The organism is Streptomyces sp. NPDC058671 (assembly GCF_042716475.1).
Lineage (GTDB): Bacteria > Actinomycetota > Actinomycetes > Streptomycetales > Streptomycetaceae > Streptomyces.
In genome coordinates, this window is record NZ_JBHXSA010000015.1 from 43,453 (window position 1) to 69,443 (window position 25,991).

The following is a 25,991-nucleotide window of genomic DNA, read 5'->3' on the forward strand; positions in this document are numbered from 1 at the left end:
CGTACCCGCTACTGCCCGCCGGCGCCCGGCCGCACCAGACCGCTCTCGTACGCGTACACCGCGGCCTGCACCCGGTCCCGCAGGCTCAGCTTCGTCAGCACATGACCCACATGCGTCTTCACCGTCGTCTCGCTGACGAACAGGTCCGCCGCGATCTCCGCGTTCGACAGACCACGCGCGACGAGCTTCAACACCTCCACCTCACGGTCCGTCAAGGTGGCCAGCGCGCCCGGCACCTGCTCCTCGCCCGTCGGCAGATGCGCCGAGTACTTGTCGAGCAGCCGGCGCGTGATCGACGGCGCCAGCATCGCCTCACCGGCCGCCACCACCCGGATCGCCTGCACCAGCTCGGTCGCCGGAGCGTCCTTCAGGAGGAAACCGCTCGCCCCCGCCCGCAGCGCCTCCACCACGTACTCGTCCAGATCGAAGGTCGTCAGCACCAGCACCTTCGCCGGGCCGTCCCGACCCGGACCCGTGATCTGCCGGGTCGCCTCCACCCCGTCCATCCGCGGCATCCGGATGTCCATCAGCACCACGTCCGGCTGCAACGCCCGCACCTGGTCCTGCGCCTGGAGACCGTCCCCGGCCTCACCCACCACCGCGATGTCCTGCTCCGCCTCCAGAATCATCCGGAAGCCGGTGCGCAGCAGCGGCTGATCGTCGACCAACAGGACGCGGATCGTCACAAGGGCTCCTTCAGGGGACCTGGGCTCACGAGGTACGCCGGCGCTACGGCGCCGGCGGGGCCAGGTCCATTCTGCCCTGATCCGATTCGCCCGACCCCGGCGGGCGCACGGAAACGATCTTCAGCGGATAGACCGGAGGAGTCCCCCCGAACTCGGGACACACCGCCTGATGATCACACCAACCGCACAGCTTCGTCGGCCGCGGCCGCCAGTCCCCCGACTCCGTCGCCAGCCGGATCGCCTCCCACAGCGCCAGCAGCTTCCGCTCCACCCGCAGCAGGTCCGCCTCCACCGGGTCGTACGTCAGCACCTCCCCGCTGCCCAGATAGACCAGCTGCAGCCGTCGCGGGATCACCCCCCGCAGCCGCCACACCACCAGCGCGTAGAACGTCATCTGGAACAGCGCGCCGTCCCGGTACTCCGGCCGCGGCGCCTTGCCCGTCTTGTAGTCGACGATCCGCACCTCGCCCGAGGGCGCCACATCGATCCGGTCGATCACCCCGCGCAGCCGCAGCCCGGAGTCCAGCTCCGTCTCCACGAACAGCTCACGCTCGGCCGGCTCCAGCCGCGTCGGATCCTCCAGCGTGAACCAGCGCTCGACCAGCCGCTCCGCCTCCTCCAGCCACCCCGCGAGCCGCTCACCGTCGGGATCCCCCGCGAACAGCTCACCCAGCTCCGGCTTCGACTCCAGCAGCCGGTCCCACTGCCCCGGCACCATCGCCCGCGCCCGCGGAGCCGTCCGCTCCACGGCGGGATCGTCGAAGAGCCGCTCCAGCACCGCATGCACCAGCGTGCCCCGCGTCGCCGCCGCACTCGGCTTCTCCGGCAGCCGGTCGATCACCCGGAACCGGTACAGCAGCGGACACTGCATGAAGTCGCTCGCCCGCGACGGCGACAACGACATGGGCGCCCGGGGCTCCGCCGGCACCTGCTCGCTCGTACTCATGACGAAGACCCTACGACCCGCCACCGACAACGAGCGGAATACCATCGACCAGGGACCCCGTCGCACTGCATGATCGAACCGTGACACACCGACGTGGGTCACACCCCGCGTCGAAAGGAACCCGTGAACCAGGACGAGCCCAAGCCGCAGCGGACCGAGGAACCCGGCGGCGGGATCCTCATGGGCCGGCCCTTCGGCGTGCCCGTCTACGTCGCCCCCAGCTGGTTCCTCGTCGCCGCCCTCATCACCTGGGTCTTCGGCGACCAGATCGAGCGCGTCCTGCCCGAACTCGGCGCCGCCCGCTACCTCGTCTCCCTCTTCTTCGCCATCGCCTTCTACGCCTCCGTGCTCGTCCACGAACTGGCCCACACCATCGCCGCGCTCCGCTTCAAGCTCCCGGTGCGCCGCATCCAGCTCCAGTTCTTCGGCGGCGTCTCCGAGATCGAGAAGGAGACCGAGACCCCCGGCCGCGAATTCGTCCTCGCGTTCGTCGGCCCCCTCCTCTCCCTCGTTCTCGCCGGCGTGTTCTATCTCTCCCTGTACGCCGTCGAGCCCGGCACCGTCCCCGGCGTCCTCCTCGCCGGCCTGATGATCTCCAACCTGATCGTCGCGGTCTTCAACCTGCTCCCCGGCCTCCCCCTGGACGGCGGCCGCATGCTCCGCGCCGTCATCTGGAAGATCACCGGCAAGCCCATGAGCGGCACCGTCGCCGCCGCCTGGGTCGGCCGCGCCCTCGCCGTCCTCGTCCTCGTCGGCCTCCCCCTGCTCACCCGCACCGGCGCCCTCGGCAACTCCACCGACGACATCAGCGGCCTCGACACCGTCACCGACGCCCTGCTCGCCGCCATCCTCGCCGCCATCATCTGGACCGGCGCCGGCAACAGCCTCCGCATGGCCCGGCTGCGCGAGCACCTCCCCGGGCTGAGCGCCCGCAGCCTCACCCGCCGCGCCATCCCCACCGAACCCGCCACCCCCCTCTCCGAGGCCCTCCGCCGCGCCAACGACGCGGGCGCCCGCGCCCTCGTCGTCGTCGACGGCCACGGCGAGCCCACCGGCATCGTCCGCGAGACCGCCATCGCCGCCGTCCCCCAGCACCGCCGCCCCTGGGTCGCCGTCAGCACCCTCGCCCAGGACCTCACCGACGGCATGCGCGTCCCCGCCGAACTCACCGGCCAGCCCCTCCTCGACCACCTCCGCGCCAGCCCCGCCACCGAGTACCTCGTCGTCGAGGACACCGGCGAGATCTACGGCGTCCTCGCGACCACCGACGTGGAACGCGCCTTCGTCAAGGCCATGGCACGACCCGGCGCGTAACCCCGGTAGGCTGGTCACATGTCCGAACCGACCGGTGCCGCCCGCCGACGCGGGCCCTTCAAGGTCGGGGACCAGGTTCAGCTGACCGACCCCAAGGGCCGTCACTACACGTTCACGCTCGAAGAGGGAAAGAACTTCCACACCCACAAGGGTTCCTTCCCGCACGACGAACTGATCGGCGCCCCCGAGGGCAGCGTTGTCCGCACCACCGGAAACGTCGCCTACCTCGCGCTGCGCCCCCTGCTCCCCGACTACGTCCTGTCCATGCCCCGCGGCGCCGCCGTGGTCTACCCCAAGGACGCGGGGCAGATCCTGGCCTTCGCCGACATCTTCCCCGGCGCACGCGTCGTGGAGGCCGGGGTGGGCTCGGGATCGCTCAGCAGTTTCCTCCTGCGCGCCATCGGAGACAGCGGCATGCTGCACTCCTACGAGCGCCGCGAAGACTTCGCCGAGATCGCGAAGGGCAACGTCGAACGCTACTTCGGCGGCCCCCACCCCGCCTGGCAGCTCACCGTGGGCGACCTCCAGGACAACCTGTCCGACACCGACGTCGACCGGGTCATCCTGGACATGCTCGCCCCCTGGGAGTGCCTGGAGGCCGTCTCCAAGGCCCTCGTCCCCGGCGGCATCCTCTGCTGCTACGTGGCCACCACCACCCAGCTCGCCCGCACCGTGGAGTCCATCCGCGAGTTCGGCTGCTACGCCGAGCCGCAGCCGTGGGAATCCATGATCCGCAACTGGCACGTCGAGGGTCTCGCCGTCCGCCCCGACCACCGCATGATCGGCCACACCGGCTTCCTCGTCACCGCCCGTCGCCTCGCGGACGGCGTCGAGCCCCCGATGCGCCGCCGCCGCCCCGCCAAGGGCGCCTACGGCGAGGACTACGAAGGCCCCAACAAGGGCTGACGTCCCGACACCCGCGGAGCGCCGCCGTCCACTTCCCCGCCCCTGGCGGGAACTCGACGGCGGCGCACCCATGTTCGGCGAGCACGGCCACAGGCCGACCCGCACCGACCCCACCTGTTCCGTCCCCCTGTGACGTATGGCACGATGCGCGGAAACCCACCGCACCGCCCCCACAGGAGACGTCTCGCGTGCAGCCCTCCGCCGCTCCGGACCTCGCGGACCTCGCCCACACCCATGCCCGGCCGGCCCACTGGCTCGCGATCGCCACCGCGACCGCCGCGGTCGTCGCCCTCGCCGGACTGCTCCAGCCCGGCCCCGCCGAGGCCACCGCTTCCCCCGTCGGCGCCCCGGCCTCCGCACCCGCCCCCGAGGCCACCGGCGCCGACTACCCGCTGGACTGCGGCGGAGGCCCCCACAAGATCGCCACGTGGGCGTCCGGAGACCTCGACGGCGACGGGAACCCCGAGACCGTTGCGGTCGTGCACTGCGAAGCCGGCTCCGGCACCCCGCCGAGCGGCGTCTACGTCCTCACCCGCGGCAAGCAGCCGGGCGCCCCCGCGCGCGTGGTGGCCACCCTCGTCGCACCCGAGCTGCGCAAGAACGTCACCGCGCTCGACGTACGCGACGGAGCGGTCCTCACCACTCTCCTCGGCTACTCGTCCCCCGACGTCCCCAGCTGCTGCCCCGACGAGAAGGAGCAGGTCAGCTGGCGCTGGCAGGGCGGCGCCTTCGTACGCGACGGTCAGGCCGGCGCGCGCAGCGCCTGACCCGTCACTCCGCGTCGGGGCCGTACACCTCGACCTTGTCGGCGGCCCGCCGCACATGGATGCAGTCGCCCGGGCACTCCTTCGCGGAGTCCACGACGTCCTGGAGCAGCGTCAGCGGAACCGGCGTCGTCGCCCCCGCCGCCTGAAGCAGCTCGTCGTCGGCGCTCTTCACATACGCGAGCCCGTCGATGTCCAGCTCGAAGACCTCGGGAGCGTACTGCGCGCAGATCCCGTCCCCGGTGCACAGGTCCTGGTCGATCCAGACCTCCAGCGCCTCACCGGCGTCCGTGGAAGGGACCTCGTGCTGCACGGTCATATCTCCTGCCGTTCCTGATCCTGAATCGCTTCTCGCGGGTAAGTCGGGCCCCCTCCGGCGGGTGTTGGCCCAAGACGACGATACAACCGCCCGCTTTCAAGCCGTGAAGGGTGGGTATTCCCTCTGGCGAGAGGGGAAGCGCAAGGGTGAAGATCGGACACACCTCGGAGTCTTTTTGATCTAGGGGTTTCAATCACCACCCACGCAGGTAGGGTCAGGAAGCGTCCAGCTCCCCTTGGAGGAGGTGAGGACCGTGGCAGCCCACGACGACGACATCAACCGCGGCATCCGGCCCGGGCGAGGGTCTGAAGACCCCGCCGGTCAGGTTGCCTATCTCGAGCAGGAAATCGCCGTCCTGCGCCGCAAGCTCGCCGACTCTCCGCGACACACGAGGATTCTCGAAGAGCGGATCGTCGAGCTGCAGACCAACCTGGCCGGCGTGTCCGCGCAGAACGAACGTCTGGCGAACACGCTCCGTGAGGCCCGCGACCAGATCGTGGCCCTCAAGGAGGAGGTCGACCGGCTCGCACAGCCGCCGGCCGGCTTCGGTGTCTTCCTGCAGGCCAACGAGGACGGCACATGCGACATCTTCACCGGGGGCCGCAAGCTCCGGGTGAACGTCAGCCCGAGCATCGAGCTCGACGAGCTCAAGCGCGGCCAGGAAGTCATGCTCAACGAAGCGCTCAACGTGGTCGAGGCCATGGAGTACGAGCGCGCCGGGGACATCGTCACCCTCAAGGAGATCCTCGAGGACGGCGAGCGCGCCCTGGTGGTCGGGCACACCGACGAGGAGCGGGTGGTGAGGCTCGCCGAGCCTCTGATGGACGTCACCATCCGCGCCGGCGACGCCCTGCTGCTCGACTCCAGGTCCGGCTACGTCTACGAGGTGGTCCCCAAGAGCGAGGTCGAAGAGCTCGTTCTCGAAGAGGTCCCGGACGTCGACTACGAGAAGATCGGCGGTCTGGGCGGCCAGATCGAGATGATCCGCGACGCGGTCGAGCTCCCCTACCTCTACCCGGACCTCTTCAAGGAGCACGAACTGCGCCCGCCCAAGGGCATCCTGCTCTACGGGCCGCCCGGCTGCGGCAAGACGCTGATCGCGAAGGCCGTGGCCAACTCCCTGGCCAAGAAGGTCGCCGAGGTGACCGGCCAGCCCGCGGGGAAGTCCTACTTCCTCAACATCAAGGGCCCCGAGCTCCTCAACAAGTACGTCGGTGAGACCGAGCGGCACATCCGCCTCGTCTTCCAGCGTGCCCGGGAGAAGGCGAGCGAGGGCACCCCCGTCATCGTCTTCTTCGACGAGATGGAATCCCTCTTCCGCACCCGTGGCTCCGGCGTCAGCTCGGACGTGGAGAACACCATCGTCCCGCAGCTCCTCGCCGAGATCGACGGTGTGGAGGGCCTGGAGAACGTCATCGTCATCGGCGCCTCCAACCGCGAGGACATGATCGACCCCGCGATCCTGCGGCCCGGCCGACTCGACGTCAAGATCAAGATCGAGCGTCCGGACGCGGAGGCCGCGAAGGACATCTTCGCGAAGTACCTCACGGCCACCCTGCCGCTGCACGCCGACGACCTCTCGGAGCACAGCGGCTCCAAGGCCGCCGCCGCGCACGGAATGATCCAGTCCGTGGTCGAGCAGATGTACGCCGAATCCGAGGAGAACCGCTTCCTCGAAGTCACGTACGCCAACGGCGACAAGGAAGTCCTCTACTTCAAGGACTTCAACTCCGGCGCGATGATCCAGAACATCGTCGACCGGGCCAAGAAGATGGCCATCAAGGCCTTCCTCGACCACAACCAGAAGGGCATCCGCGTCTCCCACCTCCTCCAGGCCTGCGTGGACGAGTTCAAGGAGAACGAGGACCTGCCCAACACCACCAACCCCGACGACTGGGCCCGGATCTCCGGAAAGAAGGGCGAGCGGATCGTGTTCATCCGCACCCTCGTCACCGGAAAGCAGGGCGCGGACACGGGACGCTCCATCGACACGGTGGCCAATACCGGTCAGTACCTGTAAAACGCCCACCGGCTGCGGATGTCCGGAAACCGGGCATCCGCAGCCGGCGCATTCCATCCAGCATTTCCCCCGGCAGTTCAGGGAAATACGCAAACGATCTCCCCACCAGCGCGGAGCCGCTCTAGGCTCATCGGTACCGCCGAGTCGCGCACAGTGAGCGCCGCCGGGCAAGGAGGGCCGCATGACCGTACGGCGAGTAATGGGCATCGAGACGGAGTACGGGATCTCCGTCCCGGGACACCCGAACGCCAATGCCATGCTCACCTCGTCCCAGATCGTCAACGCCTACGCGGCGGCGATGCACCGGGCGCGCCGCGCCCGCTGGGACTTCGAGGAGGAGAACCCGCTGCGGGACGCCCGCGGCTTCGACCTCGCCCGCGAGGTGGCCGACTCCAGCCAGCTCACCGACGAGGACATCGGCCTGGCCAACGTGATCCTCACCAACGGGGCGAGGCTCTACGTGGACCACGCCCACCCGGAGTACAGCTCGCCCGAGGTCACCAACCCGCGCGACGCCGTCCTGTGGGACAAGGCCGGCGAGCGGATCATGGCGGAGGCCGCCGAGCGCGCCGCGCAGCTCCCCGGGGCCCAGCCGATCCACCTCTACAAGAACAACACCGACAACAAGGGCGCCTCCTACGGCACGCACGAGAACTATCTGATGAAGCGGGAGACCCCCTTCTCGGACATCGTGCGCCACCTCACCCCCTTCTTCGTCTCCCGCCAGGTCGTGACCGGCGCGGGACGGGTCGGCATCGGCCAGGACGGCCGCGAGCACGGCTTCCAGATCAGCCAGCGCGCGGACTACTTCGAGGTCGAGGTGGGTCTGGAGACGACCCTCAAGCGGCCCATCATCAACACCCGCGACGAGCCGCACGCCGACGCCGAGCGCTACCGCCGGCTGCACGTGATCATCGGCGACGCCAACCTCTCCGAGATCTCGACCTACCTCAAGCTGGGCACCACCGCCCTGGTCCTGTCGATGATCGAGGACGGCTTCATCACCGTGGACCTCGCCGTCGACCAGCCCGTACGGACCCTCCACCACGTCTCGCACGACCCGACTCTGCAGTACCTGGTCACGCTCCGCAGCGGCCGCACGCTCACCGCGGTGCAGCTCCAGATGGAGTACTTCGAACTGGCCAGGAAGTACGTGGACGAGCGGTACGGCACGGACGCGGACGAGCAGACCAAGGACGTCCTGACCCGCTGGGAGGACACCCTCAACCGGCTCGAGAACGACCCCATGAGCCTGGCCGGCGAGCTCGACTGGATCGCCAAGCGGGAGCTCATGGAGGGCTACCGGCGCCGGGACGGTCTCGACTGGGACGCGGCCCGGCTGCACCTCGTGGACCTCCAGTACGCGGACGTGCGCCCGGACAAGGGCCTCTACAACCGGCTGGCGGCCCGCGGGCGCATGAAGCGGCTCCTGGACGAGACCGATGTGGAGCGGGCCGAGACGGCGCCTCCCGAGGACACCCGGGCCTACTTCCGGGGCCGCTGTCTCGAGCAGTACGCCGACGACGTCGCCGCGGCCTCCTGGGACTCGGTGATCTTCGACCTGCCCGGCCGGGACTCCCTCCAGCGCGTCCCGACCCTGGAGCCGCTGCGCGGCACCAAGGCCCATGTGAAGTCGCTCCTCGACCGCTGCCGGACGGCCGAGGAACTGGTCCGGGTTCTCTCCGGCGGCTGATCCGAGGCCCGCCACGGGCCTGAAATGCCCCGGCACTGGGAATCATGGAAACAGTGCCCGGGCGTTGTGGAAACCACGGGGCCGAAGTCGGACCCCACGTATAGGGTCTGATCTTGTACGGACTCAACCGAGCGGGCCGATTCGAGCGGGGTGAGGTATATGGCGACCAAGGACACCGGCGGCGGACAGCAGAAGGCGACGCGTTCCACGGAGGAGGTCGAGGAGACCACCACGGAGGCGAACTCCGACCTCCAGGAGCGCCAGGAGAAGCTGAGCGAGGACGTGGACTCCGTCCTGGACGAGATCGACGACGTCCTCGAGGAGAACGCCGAGGACTTCGTGCGGTCCTTCGTGCAGAAGGGCGGCGAGTAGCCGCCCCACGCACGGTCGTCCTCCGTCCCCGGAGCCCCGGAGAAAGCCGTGGGTCCGGGGACGGATGACAAGCGGTGGCACGGGTAAGGTCCGTGCACAGCAATCAAGATCGGCCCGCGCGTCCCAGGGCGGACCGACTCTCCCACCCGGAAGGAATCGCGTGGAAGCCAACCCTCGTAGCACCGGGCGTCTGCCGGCGGCCTTCCTGACGCCCGGGTCGTCCTCGTTCATGGACTTCCTGTCCGCGCACTCGCCGGATCAGCTCCCCGGCAACCGGCGGCTGCCGGAGGGCGTCGTCGAGGCCCCGCACGGGACGACCATCGTGGCCGCGACGTTCCCCGGCGGGGTCGTCCTCGCCGGTGACCGGCGCGCCACCATGGGGAACATGATCGCGCAGCGGGACATCGAGAAGGTCTTCCCGGCCGACGAGTACTCCGCGGTCGGCATCGCCGGCACCGCCGGTCTCGCCGTGGAGATGGTCAAGCTGTTCCAGCTGGAGCTGGAGCACTTCGAGAAGGTGGAGGGCGTCACGCTCTCCCTCGAGGGCAAGGCGAACCGTCTCTCCACCATGATCCGCGGCAACCTCGGCATGGCCATGCAGGGACTGGCCGTCGTGCCGCTCTTCGCGGGCTGGGACGAGTCGAAGGAGAAGGGCCGCATCTTCTCGTACGACGTGACCGGCGGCCGCTCCGAGGAGCACGGGTTCGCCGCCACCGGCTCCGGCTCGATCTTCGCGCGCGGTTCGATGAAGAAGCTGTACCGCGCCGACCTGACCGAGCAGGAGGCCACCACCCTGGTCGTCCAGGCGCTCTACGACGCGGCGGACGACGACTCGGCGACCGGCGGCCCCGACATGGCACGCCGGATCTTCCCGATCGTCACGGTCATCACGGACGAGGGCTACCGCAGGCTCACCGAGGCCGAGTCCTCCGAGCTGGCCCGAGCGGTCACCGCACGGCGCCTCGAGCAGCCCGACGGGCCGCGCGCCGCCCTGCTCTGACCCCCCGTCGTTCTGCAGAAGCCCAGAAGAAAGGGACGGACCGCCGGTGTCCACTCCGTTCTACGTCTCACCCCAGCAGGCCATGGCCGACCGGGCGGAGTACGCCCGCAAGGGCATCGCCCGAGGCCGCAGCCTCGTCGTCCTCCAGTACACCGACGGCATCGTCTTCGTCGGCGAGAACCCGTCCCGCGCGCTGCACAAGTTCAGCGAGATCTACGACCGGATCGGCTTCGCCGCCGCCGGCAAGTACAACGAGTACGAGAACCTCCGCATCGGCGGTGTGCGCTACGCCGACCTGCGCGGCTACACCTACGACCGGGACGACGTCACCGCGCGCGGCCTGGCCAACGTCTACGCCCAGACGCTGGGCACGATCTTCTCCAGCGCGGGGGAGAAGCCGTACGAGGTCGAGCTGGTCGTCGCCGAGGTCGGGGAGGACTCGTCGGGTGACCAGATCTACCGGCTGCCGCACGACGGCTCGATCGTGGACGAGCACGGTTCGGTCGCCGTCGGCGGAAACGCGGAGCAGATCAGCTCCTTCCTGGACCAGCGGCACCGGGACGGCATGTCCCTGGCCGAGGCCCTGAAGCTGGCCGTGCAGGCGCTCTCCCGGGACACCAACGGCAGTGAGCGGGAGATCCCCGCGGAGCGGCTCGAAGTGGCGGTCCTCGACCGCACGCGCCCGCAGCAGCGCAAGTTCAAGCGGATCGTCGGCCGCCAGCTGTCGCGCCTCCTGCAGGCGGACAACGCGGCGGTGACGAAGACGGACGAGCCGTCGGACGAGGCGCCCGAGGAGTAGGCCCACCCATCCCGAAGGGGGCCCGGTCCATGGCGACCGGGCCCCCTTCGGCGTACGGGCGTAGCCCCCGCCCCGCACAAGCCTCAGGGGGCCGGTACAGGGCCCTCGGAGCCCTCGGGGGCCCCGGGCGCCGGGGTGGGGCCGGCGGAGTCCGGGAGGGCCGGCGCGGGGCCGGTGGAGCCGCGGGGGACGAGCGCGGCGGGCAGGGAGACCGGCGCGGGCCGGTCGCCCCCGAGGACGGCGAGCAGCGCCTCCATGCCCCGCCGCCCGAACTCCTCGGCGGGCAGCCGGACCGTGGTCAGCTCCGGCTCGACGACGGTCGCGAGGGCCATGTCGTCGAAGCCGGTGACCGACAGGTCATCGGGGACCCGCAGTCCGAGCCGCCGCGCGGCCTTGCAGACGCCGGCCGCGAGGATGTCGTCGTCGCAGATCACCGCCGTGGGACGGGGGCCGGGCGCGGCCAGGGCCCGCCCGGCGGCCTCCCACGCGTCCGCGACGTTCAGCGGCGACCGTACGGTGCGCACCTCCGTCCCGCGCAGGGCGTGGGCGAGCGTGGCGGCCCGCACGTCGAACGTCCAGGAGGGGGCCGCGGACGCCAGGTGCAGGAAGCGGCGGTGACCGAGTCCCAGCAGGTGCCCGGTCACCTGGCGCATGCCCTCGGCGACGTCGAGGTTCACGTGCGCGGCGGCGCCGGGGCCGGCCGGGTCGCTGTCGAGCATGACCAGCGGCAGGTCGGTGCCCCGGAAGGCCTCCAGGGCGTCGGTCGCCATCGAAGAGGCGATCACGCCGTCGAGGGCTGCCTGTGCCGAGGCGAAGGGGTCACGCGCGGGGCCGAGGCCGTCGGGGGAGGGGTACAGGACGACGCCGAAGCCGTGCCGGGCCGCCTCGGCGGCGGCGCCCGTGTAGACGTGGGCGAAGAACTCGTTGGTGAGGGCCGGGACCACGAGGAGGGCGGTCCGGGTGCTGCCGAGGCGGAGGTTGCGGGCGGCGAGGTTCGGCCGGTACCCCAGGCTCCGGGCGGCCTCGCGGACGGCGTCGGCGGTGCGCCCGGAGACCCGGCCGCGCCACTTGTCGCCGAGCACGAGGGAGACGGTGGCCTGGGAGACGCCCGCGGCCCGGGCGACGTCCCGACTGGTGGGGCGGGTGCCGCCGAGCGGCTCCGGGGTCTGCACTGGGGCCTCCGCGTCGGACGGTTCCGGGGTGCGGGCTGGACCCGCGTACAGCCGACATGGTACGTATGACGAAGGACGTTATACGTAAAACCTCGGCCGGGTCCGAGGCGAGGGGAGACCACATGGCCACCGAGGCGTCGGCACACGGCGGCTATCTCGACATACTCCGGGCGCCGCACGCCGCCCGGCTGCTCGCCGGCACCCTGCTCGGACGCCTGCCCAACGGCACCGGCCCCGTCGCCCTCACCCTCTTCGTCCGCGACCAGGGCGGCAGCTACACCCTCGCCGGCGGCCTCATCGCCGCCTACGGCGTCGCCACCGCCGTCGGCCAGCCCCTTCTCGGCCGCGCCGTCGACCTCAAGGGCCAGCCCCGGGTCCAGCTCCCCGCCGCGGCCCTCTCCGCCCTCGGCATGGCGGTCCTCGCCCTGACCGGCATCGGCCACCTCCCGCTCGCGTACGCGGCCGTCGTCCTCGCCGGCCTCTTCACCCCGCCCCTCGAAGGCGGACTGCGGGCCCTCTGGCCCGGCGTCCTCGGCCGCGAGGACCGGGTCCACCGGGCGTACGCCCTCGACGCGGTCGCGCAGGAGGTCATGTTCACCGCGGGCCCCCTTCTGCTGACCCTCCTCGTCTCCCTCTGGTCGCCCGCCGCCGCCCTCCTCGTCATCAACCTCCTCGGCGTCCTCGGCGCCCTCTCCGTCATCCTCTCCGAGCCCTCCCGCACCTGGCGCTCCGCGCCCCGGGAGGCCCACTGGCTGGGCGCCCTGCGCTCACCGGGACTCCTCGCCCTCCTCGGCTCCTTCTTCTTCGTCGGCCTCGCCCTCGGCTCCATCACCGTCGCCGCCGTCGCCTACGCCGACGACCGCGGCGCCCCGTCCGTCTACGGCTGGCTGATGGCGGCCCTCGGCCTCGGCGCGCTCCTCGGCGGCGTCGTCTACGGCGCGCGCCGGTGGTCCGGCGCCCCCGAGCGGCGGCTCCGCGTGCTCGTCCTGCTCCTCGCGGTCTGCTACCTGCCGCTCGTCCTCACGCCCGGCCCCGTCGCCATGACCGGTCTCTCGGCCCTCGCCGGCGTCTTCCTGGCGCCCGCGCTCGCCTGCGCCTTCATCGTCGTGGACCGGCACGCGCCGCGCGGCACCGTGACCGAGGCCTTCTCCTGGCTCGTCACGACCTTCGGAGTCGGCTCCGCCCTCGGCTCGGCCGTGGCGGGACCCGCCGTGGAACTCGCGGGGACCGTCTCCGGTTTCGCCGTCGCCGGAGCGGGCGGTCTGGTCGCCTTCCTCGTCCTCCTGGCGACCGGCCGCGCCCTCGGCGCGCCCCTGGCCTCCGACACCCCCGCGGCCGACCCGCGACACGCCGTGGGCGCGGGCGCCCCCACCCCCGTACACAGCGAAAAGAACACGCACTGATCGGAAAATGATCGAAACGGGAACGCCCAACCCGGTTTCAGCACAGGCCGTCAGGCGTAATGTTCAGACATGGACCGCCGCATTTTCGGGCTGGAGAACGAGTACGGCGTCACGTGCACGTTCAGGGGACAGCGCCGACTGTCTCCTGACGAAGTGGCGCGCTACCTCTTCCGCCGTGTCGTGTCATGGGGCCGCAGCAGCAATGTCTTCCTGCGGAACGGCGCCCGCCTGTACCTGGACGTGGGATCGCATCCGGAATACGCCACACCGGAATGCGACGACGTGACCGAACTGGTCACCCACGACAAGGCCGGCGAGCGCATTCTCGAGGGCCTGCTCGTCGACGCCGAACGCCGCCTGCACGAGGAGGGAATCGCAGGCGACGTCTACCTCTTCAAGAACAACACCGACTCGGCCGGAAACTCCTACGGATGCCACGAGAACTATCTCGTCGCCCGTCACGGAGAGTTCTCCCGGCTCGCGGACATCCTCATTCCGTTCCTGGTCACCCGGCAGCTCATCTGCGGCGCGGGGAAGGTCCTCCAGACCCCGCGGGGCGCGGTGTTCTGCGTCTCCCAGCGCGCCGAGCACATCTGGGAGGGCGTCAGCTCCGCGACCACCCGCTCGCGGCCCATCATCAACACCCGCGACGAGCCGCACGCCGACGCCGAGCGCTACCGCCGGCTGCACGTCATCGTCGGCGACTCGAACATGTCCGAGACGACCATGCTGCTCAAGGTCGGCGCCACCGACCTGGTGCTCCGCATGATCGAGGCGGGCACGGTGATGCGCGACCTCACCCTGGAGAACCCCATCCGGGCCATCCGCGAGGTCAGCCACGACATCACCGGACAGCGCAAGGTCCGGCTCGCCAGCGGCCGCGAGGCCTCCGCCCTCGAGGTCCAGCGCGAGTACTACGAGAAGGCCGTCGACTTCGTGGACCGGCGGGGCATCCGGACCGGCACGGTCGCCCAGGTCCTGGAGCTGTGGGGCCGCACGCTCGACGCGATCGAGAGCGAGCGCCTCGACCGCATCGAGACCGAGATCGACTGGGTCATGAAGCACCGGCTCATCGAGCGCTACCGGGCCAAGCACAACATGACCATGTCGAACCCGAGGGTCGCGCAGATAGACCTCGCGTACCACGACATCCACCGCCGTCGTGGGCTCTACTACCTGCTCCAGAAGAACGGGCAGGCGGCGCGGATCTGCAACGACCTGAAGATCTTCGAGGGCAAGTCGGTGCCCCCGCAGACCACTCGGGCCAGGCTGCGCGGCGATTTCATCCGCCGCGCACAGGAGCAGCGGCGGGACTTCACCGTCGACTGGGTCCACCTCAAGCTGAACGACCAGGCGCAGCGCACGGTGTTGTGCAAGGACCCGTTCCGCTCCGTCGACGACCGGGTCGAAAAACTGATCGCCGGAATGTAGGCAGGTCGTACCGGCCAGGGCCCCGCACGTTTGGCGTGCGGGGCCCTCGACGTGACAGGAGGGTCCCCTAGAGTGTCGGCACAACTACTGTGCCGTCTGAGATCTGAGGAACACGTGCGCCGACTTGCCGGCCTTCTCGTCGTCCCGCTGCTGCTGCTCTCGACAGCGGCGTGCGGCAGCGACGACAAGGGCTCCGATTCCGCCTCGATGAAGAACGGACTGCCCGCCATCACCGCGGGTCAGAAGTTCGGGGAGAAGCCGACCCTCTCCAAGGGCGAGGGCGACCCGCCCAAGGAACTCGAGGTCAACGTCATCAGCGAGGGCAAAGGCGCGGTGACGAAGAAGGGCGACTCGATCCAGGTGAACTACCTGGGTCAGGCCTGGGACTCCACCACCCCCTTCGACAACAGCTTCGACCGCGGCGAGCCGTTCAGCCTGACGCTCGGCGAGGGCGGCGTGATCAAGGGCTGGGACCAGGGCCTGGAGGGCCAGAAGGTCGGCAGCCGCGTCGAGATCGGCATCCCGCCGGAGCTCGGCTACGGCGAGAAGGGTTCGCCGCCGAAGATCGGGCCCAACGCCACCCTCGTCTTCGTCGTGGACATCCTGAAGGCCGTCACGATCCCGAAGTCCGCCACGGGCACCCCGGTCGCCCAGGAGAACAAGGACCTGCCGAAGGTCGGGGTGAACACCGACGGCAAGGCGCCCACGCTGACCGTCCCGAAGGTCGCCCCGCCGACGAAGCTCGTCTCGAACTACGTGATCGAGGGCGGCGGCGAGGCCGTGAAGGCCACCGACACGGTCGTCGTGAACTACGTCGCCGCCCTCTGGAAGGACGGCAAGGTCTTCGACTCGACGTACACCGGCGGCAAGCCCGCGACCTTCCCGCTCGCCAACCTCACGCTGAAGGGCCTCAAGGACGGCCTCGTCGGCAAGAAGGTCGGCAGCCGCGTCCTGATCGTCGCCCCGCCGGCGACGGCGTTCGGCGACAAGGAGCAGCAGGGGATTCCGAAGAACTCCACGCTGGTGTTCGCCATGGACATCCTCACGAAGGTGTAAGACTGTCCCGATCACGCAGTTCATCAGCATGAGGAGCAGTTCAGTGAGCATCGAGAAGCCCGAGATCGACTTCCCGGGTGGCGAGCCGCCGAAGGACCTGGAGATCAAGGACATCTGGGAGGGCGACGGCGAGCTCGCCGAAGCCGGTGACTTCGTGAAGGTCCACTACGTCGGTGTGTCCTTCGACTCCGGCGAGGAGTTCGACGCCTCCTGGAACCGCGGCGCCCCGCTCGACTTCAACCTCGGCGCCGGCCAGGTCATCCAGGGCTGGGACCGTGGCGTCCAGGGCATGAAGGTCGGCGGCCGCCGCCAGCTGGTCATCCCCGCGGACCTCGCCTACGGCGACCGCGGTGCCGGCGGCAAGATCGCCCCGGGCGAGGCGCTGATCTTCGTCTGCGACCTCGTGGGCGTCACCAAGCGCTGACCCCCAACCCGGCCGGGCACCGTCCCGGCCCGTGACGGTCCTGTGAGGGCCCCCGCCGTCCACGGCGGGGGCCCTCGGCTTGGGCCCCGACACCCCGGGGCGGTACGGTCGGACGTCCGACAAGTGGATCCGGCAAAAGAGGTGCGGGGCGTCGATGGCGATTGCCAAGTCCGAGCGGCTGATGAATCTCGCGCTGTGCCTCCTCGGGACACGCCGTCCGCTGAGCAAGCGGGAACTCCGCGGCTCCATCGAGGCCTACCTCGAAGCCGGCGGCGACGACGCCTTCAACCGTATGTTCGAGCGCGACAAGGACGATCTGCGCGAGCTCGGCCTCGTCATCGAGACCGTGGAGAACCTGGAGGGCGAGACCGGCTACCTCGCCCGCCGCGACTCCAACCGGCTGCCGCCCATCACCCTCGACGCCGAGGAGGCCGCCGCACTCGGCCTCGCCGCGAAGGTCTGGCAGCAGGCCCGCCTCGCCGGCGCCGCCAGCGGCGCCCTGCAGAAGCTCCGCGCCGCCGGCATGCCGGAGGCGGAGGACTCGTACGACACCCAGCCCAGCGCCCTCGAACCCCGCATCCCCGTCCACGAGGCCGCCTTCGAACCGCTGATGCTGGCCTGCCGCGACCGCCGGCCCGTCGTCTTCGACTACCGCAAGGCCAACGCCGCCCGCCCCGGCACCCGCCAGGTCGAGCCCTGGACCCTCGAATGCTGGCGCGGCCACTGGTACCTGGCCGGCTGGGACCGCGACCGCGGCGCGGAGCGCGTCTTCCGCCTCTCCCGGATCACCGGCAAGGTCCGCTCCCGGGCCGGCGCCTTCACCGCACCCGTGCCCGACGTCGTCACCGTCCGGGAGACCGTGGAGAGCTGGGCGGGGGAGACCGCCACCCGCTCGGCCAGGATCCGGCTGCGCACCGGCTGCGGTTACCCCCTGCGGGCCCGCGCCCAGTCCGTACGCGAGGGCACCGACGGCTGGGACGAGCTGGAGATCCCGTACGGGCACGGGCTCGACGCCTGGCTCGTCGAGTTCGGTCCCGATGTCGTCGTACTGGAACCGGCCGATCTGCGCGCCGATGTGGTGGACCGGCTCCGTGCCGTGGCCAAGGGCTGAGGGGAAGACGAACCGCATGGCTGCCAACGCGATCGACCAGACGAGGCGGATGCTCTCGCTCGTCACCTACCTCCGCGAGCGCCCCGGCGCCCACGTCGCCGACGTCGCGCGCGCCTTCGGGATCACCGAGGACGAGCTGATCTCCGACCTGGACGTGCTGCCCATGTGCGGGACCAGTTTCCGCGGCGGCGACCTCCTCGACATCGACACCGACGGCGACCGGATCTGGTGGCGCAACCCGAGCGCGCTCAGCGCGGAGGCCGCCGCGCCGCTGCGGCTGGCCGCCGACGAGGCGACGGCCCTCCTCGTCGCCGCGCGTGCCGTCGCCACCCTGCCGGGACTCCGCGAGAGCGACCGGGAGGCGCTGCTGCGCGCCACCGCCAAGCTGGAGGCCGCGGCAGGCGAGGCAGCCGGGGCCAGCTCCCGGCTCTCGGTGACCTTCGAATCGGAGGGCGGGGTATTCGCCGAGGTCGACCGGGCGATCTCGGAGCGCCGCCGCCTGTGGGTGCGCTACTACTCGCCGGCGCGCGACGAGCTCACCGAGCGCGAGGTCGACCCGATCCGCCTGTTCGCCGTCGGTCACACGTACATGGAGGCGTGGTGCCGGCTCTCCGAGGCGCGCCGCACCTTCCGGCTGGACCGTGTGGCCGAGATCCGCATCCTCGACGAGCACGCGGCGCCGCCGGAGCTGGAGCTGCGCGACCTCTCCGCGGGTCTCGTCCAGCCGTCCGCCGACGACCCCGAGGTGGTGATCGAGGTCGGCCCCGGCGGCCGCTGGGTCGCGGAGTACTACCCCCACGACCGGGCCGACGAGCTGTCCGGCGGAGGGCTGCGGATCACCCTCCGTACGCCGGACCCGGCGTCGCTGCGGCGGCTCGCGCTGCGGCTCGGCAGCGACGGGCGGATCGTCGCGCCGCAGGAACTCGCCGACAACGCGAGGACGGCGGCCGCCGCCGCGCTCGCCGCCTACGAAGGCGAGTGACGTTCTCCCCCGAGGGGACGCAGTGACGGACGTAGCCGCTGACGCGGGAGTCGAGAGATGAGGGAAATCTCCGTGATGCACGGTTCTGTGGCGACGATGGCCCCGGTCCTCTTCAAGGCCGCCTGTCCCGACTGCCGCTCCCGCTTCGAACTCTCCGCGAGCGCCCTGCGCCTCGCCATCGGCGCCAGCAGCCGCACCACCTTCTACTCCTTCACCTGCCCCGAGTGCGGCAGCTCCGTCCGCAAGCCCGCGGGTGAACGCATCGTCGAACTCCTCACCGGCGGCGGCGTCCGGACCCTGCGCCTCCACACCACCGTCTGAGCGGCCCACCACGGCCCCTCCACCCCTGCCCGAGCGGGCCACGCCCCGGCCGCCCCCCCCGCCCAACGTCTAGGCTCACCACATGTTCTGGCCCATGCTCGCCATCGCCCTCGGCTTCCTCGGCCTCGCCGTCCTCGGCGTCCTGGCCGTCAAGGTCTTCCTCGAAGTCCAACGCCTCGGCCGTCAAGTGGCACTCACCACACAGCGGATCAACCAGGCCGCCGAAGAGCTGGAGACCGCCGCCGCCGGACTGGCCGGATCCGCCGAGAACCTGCGCTGAGTCCGTGCCGTACGCTGCACGAAGCGGCCCTGGACCGGGCACGCGGGACGCAATCGGGAGTATGCACGGGCATTGCCCTGTGTTTACTCCTGCGGGTTACGATCGCAGGCAGCGCGGTGGCCGGACACCCGTCCGACCCGCCGGGCACGCACTCCATGTCGCCTCGGTGAAGAAGGTACACAGCTATGGGTAGGCTCGGCCCCACCGAGATCATTCTGATCCTCGTCGTCATCATCCTGCTGTTCGGCGCCAAGAAGCTCCCGGACATGGCTCGCTCGCTCGGCAAGTCCGCCCGCATCCTCAAGAGCGAGGCCAAGGCGATGAAGTCGGACGACCAGCAGAGCGCCCCCGCCGACCCGCCGCACGCCGGCACCGGCACCACCGCCACGGACCAGCCCGCCCCGCGCACCATCCAGGCCGCTCCCGGAGACGTGACCAGCTCGCGTCCCGTGACCGAGCCCTCGGACACCACCAAGCGCTGACCCGGTCCGCCGCGGCCGCCGCGCCCCGGCGGCGGTCTGCCGCACGAGATGAGGACGTGGGTTGCCCAAGTCTGCCCGCAAGCAGGAGAAGGATCCCGAGGGCCGGATGCCCCTCGTGGAGCACCTGCGTGAACTCCGCAACCGACTGGCGAAGGGTCTCCTCGCCGTCTCAGCGGTGACGATCGTCGCCCTCGTGTACAGCGAGGAGCTCATGCAGTTCCTGACGAGATCGGTGCCCACCTGCGCACCGCACGTCACCAGCGACGGTGGCAACTGCGCGATCGTCTCCTTCAACACGCTGATGGCGCCGTTCAGCACGACGATCCAGCTGTCGCTGACCGCGGGCCTCGTCGTCGCGAGCCCCATCTGGCTCTACCAGCTCTGGGCCTTCGTCGCGCCCGGACTGCACAGGAGCGAGAAGAAGTACACGTACGCCTTCGTCGGCGCGGCCGTACCGCTCTTCTCCGCAGGCGCCTACCTCGCCTACCTCATCCTTCCCATCAGCGTGAAGGTTCTCATCAGCCTCACGCCCAGCGGCTCCGCGAACATCCTCTCCCTCGGTGACGTCCTCGACTTCACCCTGCGCATGGTGCTCGTCTTCGGTCTCGCCTTCGAGCTGCCGCTCGTCCTGGTCATGCTCAACCTCACCGGCGTCCTCACCGGCCGCCGCATGGCCGGCTGGTGGCGCGGTGTGATCATGGGCGTCTTCGTCTTCGGCGCCATCATCACCCCCACCACCGACCCCATCGGCATGATCGCCCTCGCCGGCCCCATCACCGTCCTGTACTTCGGCGCCGTCGGCTTCTCCCTCCTCAACGACCGGCGACGCCGGCGCCGCGACCCCGACGCCGAACTCGACGACGACGAGGCGTCCGCCCTCGACCTCAGGCCCGAGGCCGTCGCCGCCGTCGAACCGGTCGCCGCCTCCCGCGCCTTGCCCGAGCAGGCCACCGGAGAGCACGGCGCGATCAGTCCGCACCGGGTCAACGGGTACGACGACATCACCTGATCTTGTAGGGTCCCCCCAGACTCCGTCCGGGGGGACCGCCCATGACCAGCGACATCACCCTCTTCGTCAACCCCACCGCGGGCCGCGGTCGCGGCGCCCACGCCGCCCGGCCCGCCGCCCGCGCCCTCAGGGACGCGGGCTTCGCCGTCCGTACCGTCCTCGGACACGACGCCGCCGACGCCCTCAGCCGCGCCCGTGAGGCCGTCGCCGAGGGCACCGGCGCCCTCGTCGCCGTCGGCGGCGACGGCCTGGTCTCCCTCGCCCTGCAAGCCGTCGCCGGCACCCGCACCCCCCTCGGTGTCATCGCCGCGGGCACCGGCAACGACTTCGCCCGCACCCTCGGCCTGCCCGTCCGGGACCCGGGCGCCGCGGCCGGGGTCACCGCCGAGATCCTCAAGACCACCGGCGGCCGGACCATCGACCTGGGGCGGATCAACCGCGGCCCCGCGGCCGCGGGAGCCCCGGCCGGCGGCCCCACTGCCCCCACCGTCCCCGGCGGCCGCCCCCTCAGCCGCTGGTACGGCACCGTCCTCGCCTCAGGTTTCGACTCGCGCGTCAACGACCGGGGCAACCGCATGCGCATCCCCGCCGGACGCTTCACCTACGACCTCGCGATCATCGCCGAACTCGCCGGCTTCCGGCCCGTCCCCTACCGCCTCACCCTCGACGACGGACACGTCGTCGAGACCGACGCCACCCTCGTCGCCGTCGGCAACGGCAGCTCCTACGGCGGCGGCATGCGCATCTGCGCCGACGCCCGCACCGACGACGGACTCCTCGACGTCACCGTCGTCGGGGACTGCGACCGCACCACCCTGATCAAGGTCTTCCCCCTCGTCTACAAAGGCACCCACCTCGACCACCCCAAGGTGACCACGTACCGCGTCCGCTCCCTCACCCTGGACGCCCCCGGCACCACCGGCTACGCCGACGGCGAGCCCCTCGGCCCGCTGCCCCTCACCGTGGAATGCGTACCCGCCGCCCTGCGCGTCCTGGCCCCCTGCCCGGGGCTCTCCACATCCGCCCGATCCCCTCGATAAAGATCGCGTCACTGTCACAGGGGGCGGGTAGGCTCGACGACAAGATGACAGAGGACCTCACACCAGCCGAGGCGTACGCGGCCGCCCGCGCCCGCAACGCCGAGCAGGCCACCGCGCTCGCCCCCTTCCGCGAGATGTACGAGTTCGATCTGGACCCCTTCCAGATCGAGGCCTGCCAGGCCCTCGAAGCGGGCAAGGGCGTGCTCGTCGCAGCGCCCACGGGCTCCGGCAAGACCATCGTCGGCGAGTTCGCCGTCCACCTGGCCCTCACCCAGGGCCGCAAATGCTTCTACACGACACCCATCAAGGCACTGTCGAACCAGAAGTACGCCGACCTCGTCAGGCGCTACGGCGCCGACAAGGTCGGCCTCCTCACCGGGGACAACAGCGTCAACGGCGACGCGCCGATCGTGGTCATGACCACCGAAGTCCTCCGCAACATGCTGTACGCGGGATCGCAGGCCCTCTCCGGCCTCGGATACGTCGTCATGGACGAGGTCCACTACCTCTCCGACCGCTTCCGAGGCGCCGTCTGGGAGGAAGTGATCATCCACCTCCCCGAATCCGTCACCCTCGTCTCGCTCTCCGCCACCGTGTCGAACGCCGAGGAGTTCGGCGACTGGCTCGACACCGTCCGCGGCGACACCGAGGTCATCGTCTCCGAGAGCCGCCCCGTCCCACTCTGGCAGCACGTCCTCGCCGGCCGCCGGATGTACGACCTCTTCGAGGAGGAGACCGACCACGGCGGCCGCGGCGCCTCCCGCCGCGAGGTCAACCCCGACCTCCTCCGCCTCGCCCGCACCGAGAACACGCGCACGTACAACCCGCGCGACCGGCGCCGCGGCAAGATGGTCCGCGAGGCCGACCGCGAGCGCGAGCGCCGCCAGCGCTCCCGCATCTGGACCCCCGGCCGCCCCGAGGTCATCGAGCGCCTCGACGCCGAAGGGCTCCTGCCCGCCATCACCTTCATCTTCAGCCGCGCCGCCTGCGAGGCCGCCGTCCAGCAGTGCCTCTACGCCGGACTCCGCCTCAACGACGACGACGGACGCCGACGCGTCCGCGAGATCGTCGAGGAGCGCACCGCCACCATCCCCCGCGAGGACCTCCACGTCCTCGGCTACTACGAGTGGCTCGAAGCCCTGGAGCGGGGCATCGCCGCCCACCACGCCGGCATGCTCCCCACCTTCAAGGAGGTCGTCGAAGACCTCTTCGTCCGCGGCCTCGTGAAAGCCGTCTTCGCCACCGAGACCCTCGCCCTCGGCATCAACATGCCCGCGCGAACCGTCATCCTCGAAAAGCTCGTCAAGTGGAACGGCGAACAGCACGCCGACATCACCCCCGGCGAGTACACCCAGCTCACCGGCCGCGCCGGACGCCGTGGCATCGACGTCGAAGGCCACGCCGTCGTCCTCTGGCAGCGCGGTCTCGACCCCGAGCACCTCGCCGGACTCGCCGGCACCCGCACGTACCCCCTGCGCTCCAGCTTCCGGCCCTCGTACAACATGGCGGTCAACCTCGTCGACCAGTTCGGCCGGCACCGCTCCCGCGAACTCCTCGAAACCTCCTTCGCCCAGTTCCAGGCCGACCGCTCCGTCGTCGGCATCTCCAAGCAGGTGCAGAGGAACGAAGAAGGACTCGACGGCTACCGCGAGGGCATGACCTGCCACCTCGGAGACTTCGAGGAGTACGCACGGCTCCGCCGCGACCTCAAGGACCGCGAGACCGAACTGGCCAAGCAGGGCGCCGCCCAGCGCCGCGCCCAGGCCGCCGGCTCCCTGGAGAAGCTCAAGCCCGGCGACGTCATCCACGTCCCCACCGGCAAGTTCGCCGGACTCGCCCTGGTCCTCGACCCCGGCATCCCCGCGGGCCGCACCAACGGCCACCGCGGCTTCGAGCACCACGACGGGCCACGCCCCCTCGTCCTCACCGCGGAACGACAGGTCAAGAGGCTCGCCTCCATCGACTTCCCCGTCCCCGTCGAGGCGCTGGAGCGCATGAGGATCCCCAAGTCCTTCAACCCGCGCTCCCCGCAGTCCCGCCGCGACCTCGCCTCCGCGCTGCGCAGCAAGGCCGGACACATCAATCCGGACCGCCACCAGAAGCAGCGCTCCGCCGCCGCCGACGACCGCGAGATCGCCAGGCTCCGCACCGAGATCCGCGCCCACCCCTGTCACGGCTGCGACGAGCGCGAGGACCACGCCCGCTGGGCCGAGCGCTACCACCGTCTCCAGCGCGACACCCAGCAGCTGGAGCGGCGCATCGAGGGCCGCACCAACACCATCGCCCGCACCTTCGACCGGATCGTCGCCCTCCTCACCGAGCTCGACTACCTCCGGGGCGGCGACGTCACCGACAACGGCAAGCGGCTCGCCAGGCTCTATGGCGAGCTCGACCTGCTCGCCAGCGAGTGCCTCCGCGACCGGGTCTGGGAAGGTCTCACCCCGGCCGAACTGGCCGCGTGCGCCTCCGCGTTGGTGTTCGAGGCCCGCCAGTCCGACGACGCCGTCGCACCCAAGCTGCCCGCCGGCAACGCCAAGGCGGCACTCGGTGAGATGGTCAGGATCTGGGGCCGCCTCGACGCCCTCGAAGAGGAGTTCAAGATCAACCAGGCGGAGGGGGTGGGCCAGCGCGAACCCGACCTCGGATTCGCCTGGGCCGCCTACCAGTGGGCCTCCGACAAGAGCCTCGACGAAGTGCTGCGTGAGGTCGAGATGCCCGCCGGAGACTTCGTCCGCTGGTGCAAGCAGGTCATCGACGTCCTCGGACAGATCGCTGCGGCAGCGCCCAGGGAGAACAGCACCGTCGCCAAGAACGCCCGCAAGGCCGTGGACTCACTGCTGAGGGGTGTCGTCGCGTACAGCTCGGTGGGCTGACGACCGCTCCTCTCCTTTCCTACCCTTCGGGGCGAGTGCCCGTGGCGACCAGGCCACGGGCACTCGCGTTCCCGGGAACCCCACCCCTCGCCGTTGTCCACAGGCCGTTGTCCACAGGGGTGGCGCCCGCAGGACCCTTCCGCTTGCATGGACTCACCAGCAGGACAGGCAAGTTGGGGAGGGACGCACATGACCACGCGAGCCGGTCATCCGCACACCGGGACACGCGGCGACACGGCACCGCCGTCGCCGGGAATCGCGAAGGGCCCCCGAGGAGTACCCCTCCTCGGAAACCTGCCCGCGTTCGGCAGGGACCCCCTCGGCTTCTTCGAACGGCTCAGGGACCGCGGCGACTTCGTCCACTGGCGCTTCGGACGCAAGCCCTGTCTGTTCGTCGCCCACCCCGACACCGTCGGCGAACTCCTCACCGAAGTCGAGCGAAGCTTCGACCAGCCCGACCTCGGCATCGCCTTCCGCACACTCCTGGGCAACGGCGTCATCGTCTCCAAAGGAGCCGACTGGCGACGCAAACGCTCCCTCGTGCAACCCTCCGTGCGCCCCAAGCAGGTCCGCTCCTACGCCACGACCATGACCGACTGCGCCGTCGCACTCGCCGACCGGTGGACCGACGGACAGCAGGTCGACATCAAGAAGGACATGGCCGCCCTCACCCAACTCATCGCCGTCCGCACCATCTTCGGCGTCGACACCGCCGCCGACGCCGAAGCCATCGGCCAGGCCATGGACATCGCCCAGAAGGAGATAGGGGCCGAGTTCAGCGGCATCGGAGCCGTCCTGCCCGACTGGATCCCCACCCCGGGCCGCGCCCGCATCAAACGCGCCACCGCCGTCATCGACGCGGAGGTCTCCCGCGTCGTCTCCCGGCACCGGGACGGCGAGACCGAGCGCCCCGACCTGCTCAGCCGGCTCCTCGCCGCCCGCGACGAGACCGGAACGCCACTCACCGACCAGGAGATCCGCGACGAGACGGTCACCCTGTACATCGGCGGCCACGAGACGACCAGCTCCACCCTCGTCTGGGCCTGGTACCTGCTCTCCCGCAACCCCGGGGTCCGCGACACCCTCACCGAAGAACTCGACCGGGTCCTCACCGACCGCGAACCCGGCTACGACGACTACGCGTCCCTCACCTACACCCAGGCCGTCATCAAGGAGACCCTGCGGCTCTACCCGACGATCTGGCTCATCACCGGACTGGCCGGGGAAGGCGCCACCCTCGGCGGCAGGGCCGTCCCGGTTGGCACCCGCGTCTGGACCAGCCAGTGGGCCACCCACCGCGACCCCCGCTGGTACGGCGACGCGGAGGCCTTCCGCCCCGAGCGCTGGCTCACGACCGAGGACGGCGAACCCGCCGAGGACATACCCGAATACGCCTGGTTCCCCTTCGGCGGCGGCCCCCGCGTCTGCCTCGGCACCCGCTTCGCCCTCGTCGAAGCCGTCCTGGTCCTCGCCGTCCTCGCCCGCCGCCACCACCTGGACCTCACCACCGACGACATCCGCCCGGTCCCCAGCCTCACCCTCCAACCGGACCGCGATGTCCTGGCAACGGTCCGCGCGCGGCGCTGAG

25 protein-coding genes are annotated in these 25,991 nt (G+C 70.7%); 21 read left to right on the forward strand and 4 right to left on the reverse strand.

Annotation, left to right across the window (positions count from 1 at the left end; all coding sequences use genetic code 11):
- Window positions 1-8: 8 nt before the first annotated feature.
- Window positions 9-686, reverse strand: coding sequence for a response regulator (locus tag ACFWV2_RS19775; RefSeq protein ID WP_384406291.1), 678 nt, complete (start codon window positions 684-686; stop codon window positions 9-11).
- 43 nt (window positions 687-729) lie between these two features.
- Window positions 730-1,632: a RecB family exonuclease gene (locus ACFWV2_RS19780; protein ID WP_384406292.1), complete on the reverse strand. Its 903-nt coding sequence runs from the start codon at window positions 1,630-1,632 to the stop codon at window positions 730-732.
- Between the two features lie 180 nt (window positions 1,633-1,812).
- On the opposite strand from ACFWV2_RS19780, the gene ACFWV2_RS19785 reads away from it, so the two are divergent.
- The 3 genes from ACFWV2_RS19785 to ACFWV2_RS19795 all read left to right on the forward strand — a co-directional run bounded on the left by ACFWV2_RS19785 (window position 1,813) and on the right by ACFWV2_RS19795 (window position 4,619).
- The gene (locus tag ACFWV2_RS19785) at window positions 1,813-2,946 is read left to right on the forward strand and encodes a site-2 protease family protein (protein ID WP_384406405.1); all 1,134 of its coding nucleotides are present in this window, start codon (window positions 1,813-1,815) and stop codon (window positions 2,944-2,946) included.
- A gap of 18 nt (window positions 2,947-2,964) precedes the next feature.
- The gene (locus ACFWV2_RS19790) at window positions 2,965-3,852 is read left to right on the forward strand and encodes a tRNA (adenine-N1)-methyltransferase (protein ID WP_015032448.1); all 888 of its coding nucleotides are present in this window, start codon (window positions 2,965-2,967) and stop codon (window positions 3,850-3,852) included.
- Window positions 3,853-4,040: 188 nt separating this feature from the next.
- Window positions 4,041-4,619, forward strand: a complete 579-nt coding sequence (locus ACFWV2_RS19795) for a hypothetical protein (RefSeq protein ID WP_384406293.1) — start codon at window positions 4,041-4,043, stop codon at window positions 4,617-4,619.
- A gap of 4 nt (window positions 4,620-4,623) precedes the next feature.
- Here the strand turns inward: ACFWV2_RS19795 and ACFWV2_RS19800 are convergent, their stop codons facing one another.
- Complete coding sequence (locus ACFWV2_RS19800) at window positions 4,624-4,935, reverse strand: ferredoxin (protein WP_384406294.1); 312 nt, start codon at window positions 4,933-4,935, stop codon at window positions 4,624-4,626.
- A 253-nt stretch (window positions 4,936-5,188) separates the two neighbouring features.
- Between ACFWV2_RS19800 and arc the strand changes: the two genes are divergently transcribed.
- The 5 genes from arc (at window position 5,189) to prcA (ending at window position 10,819) form a co-directional block, all read left to right on the forward strand.
- On the forward strand, window positions 5,189-6,955 hold the full coding sequence (arc, locus tag ACFWV2_RS19805; RefSeq protein ID WP_384406295.1) for a proteasome ATPase: 1,767 nt from the start codon (window positions 5,189-5,191) through the stop codon (window positions 6,953-6,955).
- A 181-nt stretch (window positions 6,956-7,136) separates the two neighbouring features.
- Entirely contained in the window at window positions 7,137-8,648 is a 1,512-nt protein-coding gene (dop, locus tag ACFWV2_RS19810; protein WP_384406296.1) for a depupylase/deamidase Dop, read from the forward strand.
- Between the two features lie 159 nt (window positions 8,649-8,807).
- A complete protein-coding gene (locus ACFWV2_RS19815) occupies window positions 8,808-9,020 on the forward strand; it encodes a ubiquitin-like protein Pup (protein ID WP_073818441.1) in 213 nt (70 codons plus the stop codon).
- 160 nt (window positions 9,021-9,180) lie between these two features.
- Complete coding sequence (prcB, locus tag ACFWV2_RS19820) at window positions 9,181-10,020, forward strand: proteasome subunit beta (protein WP_360792376.1); 840 nt, start codon at window positions 9,181-9,183, stop codon at window positions 10,018-10,020.
- A gap of 46 nt (window positions 10,021-10,066) precedes the next feature.
- Window positions 10,067-10,819 carry a proteasome subunit alpha gene (gene prcA / locus ACFWV2_RS19825; protein WP_360792378.1) on the forward strand — a complete coding sequence of 251 codons (753 nt, stop codon included), beginning with the start codon at window positions 10,067-10,069 and terminating at the stop codon, window positions 10,817-10,819.
- 83 nt (window positions 10,820-10,902) lie between these two features.
- Here the strand turns inward: prcA and ACFWV2_RS19830 are convergent, their stop codons facing one another.
- The gene (locus ACFWV2_RS19830; RefSeq protein ID WP_384406297.1) at window positions 10,903-11,991 is read right to left on the reverse strand and encodes a LacI family DNA-binding transcriptional regulator; all 1,089 of its coding nucleotides are present in this window, start codon (window positions 11,989-11,991) and stop codon (window positions 10,903-10,905) included.
- 122 nt (window positions 11,992-12,113) lie between these two features.
- Here ACFWV2_RS19830 and ACFWV2_RS19835 point away from each other — a divergent pair, with 122 nt between their 5' ends.
- From ACFWV2_RS19835 to ACFWV2_RS19895, 13 genes are all read left to right on the forward strand, one after another.
- Window positions 12,114-13,394: an MFS transporter gene (locus ACFWV2_RS19835; RefSeq protein WP_384406298.1), complete on the forward strand. Its 1,281-nt coding sequence runs from the start codon at window positions 12,114-12,116 to the stop codon at window positions 13,392-13,394.
- Window positions 13,395-13,463: 69 nt separating this feature from the next.
- A complete protein-coding gene (gene pafA, locus ACFWV2_RS19840; RefSeq protein ID WP_359214521.1) occupies window positions 13,464-14,825 on the forward strand; it encodes a Pup--protein ligase in 1,362 nt (453 codons plus the stop codon).
- 114 nt (window positions 14,826-14,939) lie between these two features.
- Window positions 14,940-15,881 carry an FKBP-type peptidyl-prolyl cis-trans isomerase gene (locus ACFWV2_RS19845; protein WP_384406299.1) on the forward strand — a complete coding sequence of 314 codons (942 nt, stop codon included), beginning with the start codon at window positions 14,940-14,942 and terminating at the stop codon, window positions 15,879-15,881.
- A gap of 43 nt (window positions 15,882-15,924) precedes the next feature.
- Window positions 15,925-16,305 carry an FKBP-type peptidyl-prolyl cis-trans isomerase gene (locus tag ACFWV2_RS19850; protein WP_384406300.1) on the forward strand — a complete coding sequence of 127 codons (381 nt, stop codon included), beginning with the start codon at window positions 15,925-15,927 and terminating at the stop codon, window positions 16,303-16,305.
- A gap of 154 nt (window positions 16,306-16,459) precedes the next feature.
- The gene (locus ACFWV2_RS19855) at window positions 16,460-17,416 is read left to right on the forward strand and encodes a WYL domain-containing protein (RefSeq protein WP_360792388.1); all 957 of its coding nucleotides are present in this window, start codon (window positions 16,460-16,462) and stop codon (window positions 17,414-17,416) included.
- Window positions 17,417-17,432: 16 nt separating this feature from the next.
- The gene (locus tag ACFWV2_RS19860; RefSeq protein ID WP_384406301.1) at window positions 17,433-18,398 is read left to right on the forward strand and encodes a helix-turn-helix transcriptional regulator; all 966 of its coding nucleotides are present in this window, start codon (window positions 17,433-17,435) and stop codon (window positions 18,396-18,398) included.
- Window positions 18,399-18,455: 57 nt separating this feature from the next.
- On the forward strand, window positions 18,456-18,719 hold the full coding sequence (locus ACFWV2_RS19865) for a hypothetical protein (RefSeq protein ID WP_384406302.1): 264 nt from the start codon (window positions 18,456-18,458) through the stop codon (window positions 18,717-18,719).
- Between the two features lie 82 nt (window positions 18,720-18,801).
- Window positions 18,802-18,999, forward strand: coding sequence for a hypothetical protein (locus ACFWV2_RS19870; protein WP_384406303.1), 198 nt, complete (start codon window positions 18,802-18,804; stop codon window positions 18,997-18,999).
- Window positions 19,000-19,184: 185 nt separating this feature from the next.
- A complete protein-coding gene (tatA, locus tag ACFWV2_RS19875; RefSeq protein WP_384406304.1) occupies window positions 19,185-19,481 on the forward strand; it encodes a Sec-independent protein translocase subunit TatA in 297 nt (98 codons plus the stop codon).
- A gap of 106 nt (window positions 19,482-19,587) precedes the next feature.
- The gene (gene tatC, locus ACFWV2_RS19880; RefSeq protein ID WP_384406406.1) at window positions 19,588-20,490 is read left to right on the forward strand and encodes a twin-arginine translocase subunit TatC; all 903 of its coding nucleotides are present in this window, start codon (window positions 19,588-19,590) and stop codon (window positions 20,488-20,490) included.
- 41 nt (window positions 20,491-20,531) lie between these two features.
- Complete coding sequence (locus ACFWV2_RS19885) at window positions 20,532-21,530, forward strand: diacylglycerol kinase (protein WP_384406305.1); 999 nt, start codon at window positions 20,532-20,534, stop codon at window positions 21,528-21,530.
- Window positions 21,531-21,574: 44 nt separating this feature from the next.
- Window positions 21,575-24,403 (forward strand): DEAD/DEAH box helicase, encoded by a 2,829-nt coding sequence (locus ACFWV2_RS19890; RefSeq protein ID WP_384406306.1) that lies wholly within the window; start codon window positions 21,575-21,577, stop codon window positions 24,401-24,403.
- Window positions 24,404-24,592: 189 nt separating this feature from the next.
- Entirely contained in the window at window positions 24,593-25,990 is a 1,398-nt protein-coding gene (locus ACFWV2_RS19895) for a cytochrome P450 (protein WP_384406307.1), read from the forward strand.
- Window position 25,991: the final 1 nt, after the last annotated feature.